At 71.3% G+C, this 5,183-nt stretch carries 4 protein-coding genes and 1 pseudogene; all 5 read right to left on the bottom strand.

The window, feature by feature from the left end; genetic code table 11:
- A pseudogene (locus UW392_RS03000) lies at positions 1-189 on the bottom strand (ATP-binding protein); the annotation flags it as partial.
- The gene (locus tag UW392_RS02995) at positions 170-745 is read right to left on the bottom strand and encodes a DUF742 domain-containing protein (RefSeq protein WP_320773258.1); all 576 of its coding nucleotides are present in this window, start codon (positions 743-745) and stop codon (positions 170-172) included. The pseudogene UW392_RS03000 and the gene UW392_RS02995, both read right to left, overlap by 20 nt.
- A 96-nt stretch (positions 746-841) precedes the next feature.
- Complete coding sequence (locus UW392_RS02990; RefSeq protein WP_320773257.1) at positions 842-1,255, bottom strand: roadblock/LC7 domain-containing protein; 414 nt, start codon at positions 1,253-1,255, stop codon at positions 842-844.
- Positions 1,256-1,265: 10 nt separating this feature from the next.
- Complete coding sequence (locus UW392_RS02985; protein WP_320773256.1) at positions 1,266-4,526, bottom strand: nitrate- and nitrite sensing domain-containing protein; 3,261 nt, start codon at positions 4,524-4,526, stop codon at positions 1,266-1,268.
- A 374-nt stretch (positions 4,527-4,900) separates the two neighbouring features.
- Positions 4,901-5,183, bottom strand: a 283-nt coding sequence (locus UW392_RS02980; RefSeq protein WP_320773255.1) for an ATP/GTP-binding protein, incomplete at its 5' end; no start/stop codon positions are given.

The raw sequence follows: 5,183 nt of genomic DNA, 5'->3' as shown, positions 1-5,183 counted from the left end.
GTGGGTGAGGTCGTCGATGCCCGCGGACGCGGATGTCATGACGGCCTCGGTGCGCAGCGGGTTGATCTCCGACACGGCGCCGACGAACGTGGTCTTGCCCACGCCGAAGCCGCCGGCCACCACGATCTTCGCGGAGGTGGTGGAGCGACTAGGAGAAACCGGCCCTCCGCTAGAGCTTGCGAAGTCCACTGAGCACCCTTTCGAGCAGTGTCACGTCTGGCTGGCCGCCGGCGTTCTCGTCGCCGCCGGGCTGATGAATGGCGACCAGGCCCGCCTCCGCCAAGTCGGCGACGAGGATCCTGGCCACACCGAGGGGAATGGTCAGCAGCGCCGAGATCTCGGCGACCGACTTGATCTCTCGGCACAGGTTGCAGATCCGCTGGTGCTCGGGCAGTTGCCCTTGCATCTGGTGCGGCTGCGCGGTGGTGTGCACCAGCGCCTCGATGGCGAGCTGGTAGCGGGGCCTGGTGCGACCGCCCGTCATGGCGTACGGGCGCACCAGGGGATTGCTGGACGCCCCTGCGGGCGCCGGTTCGTGGGTGCGGCGTTGCGGCTGCACAGGCTGGATGCGGGGAGCCTGCGGCTGGTCGTACGGTCCCGGCCCCTGGGGGCCGGGGTGTCCGTACGGCTGGTGCGGGCTGGGCGTGGAGGGGAAGTCGTACCGGTTCCGGTCGCCGTGACCCTGACCCTGGCCAGGGCCGTAGGACCAGTTGTCCGAAGACGGACCGCCTGGGGGTGTTGTCACGTTTTCTCCTCCTCCGACTGTGCCGGGTCCCGACGCTGTGGAAGCCGCGTCCCGAAACCTTACGGCCACGGGGCGCCAAAACGCACCGTCTGTCTGTTAGTTGAGAAGGCTGCCTTGTAGCTCCGCACGCAGATCGGGGGTCAGGACCGTGCCGGCGCGGTCGACCAGGAGGGCCATTTCGTACCCGACGAGACCGATGTCCGCCTCCGGGTGGGCGAGGACCGCGAGCGACGATCCGTCCGAGACGGCCATGATGAAGAGGAAGCCGCGCTCCATCTCCACCACCGTCTGGTTCACGCTGCCGCCCTCGAAGATGCGCGAGGCACCGGCGGTCAGCGAGGTCAGACCGGAGGCGACGGCCGCGAGCTGGTCGGCACGGTCGCGCGGGAAGCCTTCGGACATCGCCAGAAGGAGTCCGTCGGCGGAGACCACCACCGTGTGGGACACCCCCGGGGTGTTGTCCACGAAGTTGGTGATCAACCAGTTCAGGTTCTGTGCCGCCTGGCTCATCGGGCTCACACTAACGCTCCTGGTCGTAGGTGCTGTCAGGACCACTGTGGTCGTTCCTCGTGGCCTGGCCGTTCGGTTCACTGCCTGCGTTGCGTCCCCGCTGGACACCCCGGCGCAGGTTGCTCAGCCTGCCCCGGACGTCCTCGGGGGCGCGGGAGACCTGTGGGCCTCCCTGCGGGGTCGATGCGGCGGTCCCCTCGACCAGATTGGCCTTGGGCACCCGCCGCGGCAGGCCGGAGGAGGTCACCCCGCCCGCCTTCGGCTTCCGGAGCTGGGAGGCCTGCTGCCACCGCGCGTCGTTCGCGGAGCGCCAGTCGCCCTCCGGCTCCGTGGCCGCCGGGTCCTGCGTCACGTGCTGCTCGTCGGAGGCGCCGTTCGCGGGGGTGCCGCGGCGGGGCAGGCCCGCGTCGGTCAGCTCGTGGACGGCGGAGGGAGCCGGTCCCGGACGGTCGAAGCCTACGCGGTCCGCCTCCGTCACGTCAGCGGCCTGCGAAGTTTCCGGTTGCGGAGCGTACTCCGGGCGGTACTCGCTCTGGTAGCCGCCCTGTTGCGACCAGTCGTCCTGGTAGGACGGCTCCTGGAAGGCGGGATACGACTCCGGCGCGCCCGCGGGCGTCCCGGCGCGCTCGTCCCGGCCGGGCTCCCCATAGGTGGGCTCGGGGTAACCGGCGCCCGCGGAGAAGGACTCGCCCTGCGGCAGGGAGCCGTTCGAGGGGAAGTAGGTGTCGCCGTACGCGGGCTGCTGCGGCTCCTCGTACGCCGGCTGCCGGCCGTACTCCGCCTGCTGGTCGTAGCCCTGCCGCTGGTCGTAGTTCTGCTGCTGGTCCGGGTAGCCGGTCCGCCCGGTGCCGTGACCCGGCGGGCCCGCCTCGAAGCCGTCGCCGTACGCCGGCGCCTCGGGGGAGTCCGGGCCGTCCGCGGGCCGCTCGTGGTGGGTCTGGGCCTCCAGGGCCGCCCGGCGGTTCTCCCGCATCAGGGAGCGGCCGACGGGGTCCAGTCCGCGGGGGTCGCCCGGGGCCTCGGAGTAGCGGCTGTCGTCGAAACCGAGCTCCGCGGCTGTGCGCAGCGGGGCCTGGGGCTGCGGTGCCTGCTGCTCGGGGATGATCTGCGAGACCGTGAACTCGCCCGCCTGCGGCGCCTGCTGGTCGCCGCCGCCACCGTGGGTGATGACGTCCGGGAGCATGACGAGGGACGTGGTGCCCGCCGTCTCGCCGGAGGGGCGCAGCTGGACGCGGATGCCGTGCCGGTCGGACAGCCGGCCGACCACGAACAGACCCATGCGCTGCGAGATCGCGGCGTCCACGGTCGGCGGGTTGGCCAGCTTGTGGTTGATGTCCGCGAAGTCCTCGGCGGTCAGGCCGATGCCCTTGTCGTGGATCTCGATCATGATCCGGCCGTCGGGCAGCCGGGTCGCCGTCACCCGCACCTTGGTCTGCGGGGAGGAGAACGTGGTGGCGTTCTCCAGCAGCTCGGCGAGGAGGTGCACCAGGTCGGTCACGGCGCGGCCGTGGATCTCGGCCTCCGGGACGCCGGTCAGCTCGATGCGCTCGTACTGCTCCACCTCGGAGGAGGCGGCGCGCAACACGTCGACCAGCGGCACCGGCTGGTCCCAGCGGCGGCCGGGCTCCTCGCCGGCGAGGACGAGGAGGTTCTCGCCGTTGCGGCGCATGCGGGTCGCGAGGTGGTCCAGCCGGAAGAGGGCCTCCAACTGGTCCGGGTCCGCCTCGTTGTTCTCCAGGTCGGTGATGAGGGTCAGCTGGCCCTCGATCAGGGACTGGTTGCGGCGGGAGAGGTTGGTGAAGATCGCGTTGATGTTGCCCCGCAGCATGGCCTGCTCGGCGGCGAGCCGGACGGCCTCGCGGTGCACCTGGTCGAAGGCGCGGGCGACCTCGCCGATCTCGTCCGTGGAGTGGATCGGGATGGGGGCGACACGGGTGTCCACGCGGCCGGGGTCGGTGCGCGAGAGCTGGTCGACCAGCGTGGGCAGGCGCTGCTCGGCGACGCTGAAGGCCGCGCTGCGCAGCTGGCGCATCGAGCGGCTCATCTGGCGCGCCATGCGCCCGGCGACGATGAACGCGAGGAGCAGGGCGAGCACGACGACGGCGCCGGTGATCACGGCGGCCGTCCGCGCGTCGTCGGCGATGGTCGCGGCCTCGTCCACGGCCGAGTCGGCCATGTCCGACTCGATCGCGCGGTAGGCGTCGAACTTCAGGGTGTTGACCGCCCACCAGTTCTGCGCGGTGATGCCGTCCTCGGCGAGCGCGGCCCGGGCCGCGGGCTCGGTGGAGTCCAGCCCGGCGAGGGCGGCGATCATCTCCGTGGGCTCGGACGGCGGGGGCGTGTACTCCTCGCCGCTTGCGGCGGCGTCGGCCGCGGCCTGCCCGGCGAGCTCCTCGCCGGCGGACTTGACCTTGGCCTCCTCCTCCCGGAGCCGCTGCGCGTCGGCCTCGGTACCGCCGCCCAGGTACTCCTGGACGCCGATGTTCTCCAGGTAGGCGTAGGAGGAGAGCGCGACGCGCTGGCTGGCGAGGCTGCCGTCGCCGGGGCCGGGCTTGACCAGCATGTGCATGCCGATCGAGCGCTGCAGCGACAGCGCGGACTTGGTGAGCGTCATCGCGTAGACCGTGCGGCCGTAGCTGGTGACGTTGCCGGTGCCGAGACCGAGACCGAGCTCGTTGGCGAACTCGGTCAGGGGGTGCGAGACCTCGAGATAGCCCTCCTCGGTCTGCACACCGGTCAGCTTCGAGGTGTACGCGTCGGTGCGCAGCGACTCGAGCTGGGGCTCGACGTCGCGGAACAGCTGCAGACGGCGCTCGAGGCCCGGCTTCGACGGCATCTGCCGGGCGGCGGCGTCGAAGGCGTCGGCGGCCTCGTCGGTCGCCGCGTAGGCCTCGGTGACCGTCTTGTCCTCCCGCCCCTTGCCCTCGAGCAGCGGGGCGGCGGTGATGTCGCGCTCGACGTAGAGGGCGTTCGCGTAGGCCAGCGAGGCGCGCACGAGGCGGGCGGTGCTCTCCGCGTCCTCGGCCTCCCGCCAGGTGTCGATCGAGCCCTTCACCTGGAAACCGCCCATCACCAGGCCCACGAGCACGGGGATGAGCAGGATGGCGTTCAGCCGGGTCGGCACCCGCCAGTTGCGCGGGGAGAAGCGGCTGCCGCTGGACGCGGGAGTGCCCGTCGGCGCGGGGCCGGACGTGTTCGCGGGTGCCGCCCCGCGCGGCGGGGTGAAGTTGTCCCGCGCCGCCGGCTCGGGACCGCTCTTGCTTCGCCTCACTCGACCAACAACCTCTCGGCGCCGGCACCTACGTCGTGCCGCGGGTGTCTCCAAGCCCTGAATACGTCTTCGACCATTGGGCAGTTCAGGCATTCCAGCATGTGCGCCCGCGCTCTTCCAAACATCAGTCGGCGCCGATTACACGTGATGTAAGCCTCGAATAAAACGGTCATAAGGAGTGAGGCGGGGCAGAAGGCGGGGTTAGCGTGTGCACAGCGACACCGCGCGACCGCGACGCGTGGCCGTGTCGGCGCATTTCTCTGTCGAAACGTTATGAACACCGGTGCCGGCCGTGTCAAACGACACAGCCGGCACCGGTTTGCCGACGGCAACTCCCGTCACGTTCGGCCGACTTGGCCGCCCTCCGCGGAGCCCTACCGCAGGCGGGCCATCAGCGCGTGCTCCACGAGCGTGATGAGGGCGCTCTTGGCGTCGGCGCGGTGGCGGGCGTCGGTCGTGATGATCGGGGTGTCGGGGCCGATCTGCAGGGCCTCGCGGACCTCGTCGGGCTGGTACGGCTGTTGGCCGTCGAAGCCGTTGAGGGCGATGACGAAGGGCAGGCCGCTGTTCTCGAAGTAGTCGACGGCGGGGAAGCAGTCGGCGAGGCGGCGGGTGTCGACGAGGACGATGGCGCCGATGGCGCCGCGGACCAGGTCG

Source organism: Streptomyces sp. CRN 30 (assembly GCF_034105845.1).
This window is presented reverse-complemented; position numbering and strand designations above follow the sequence as displayed.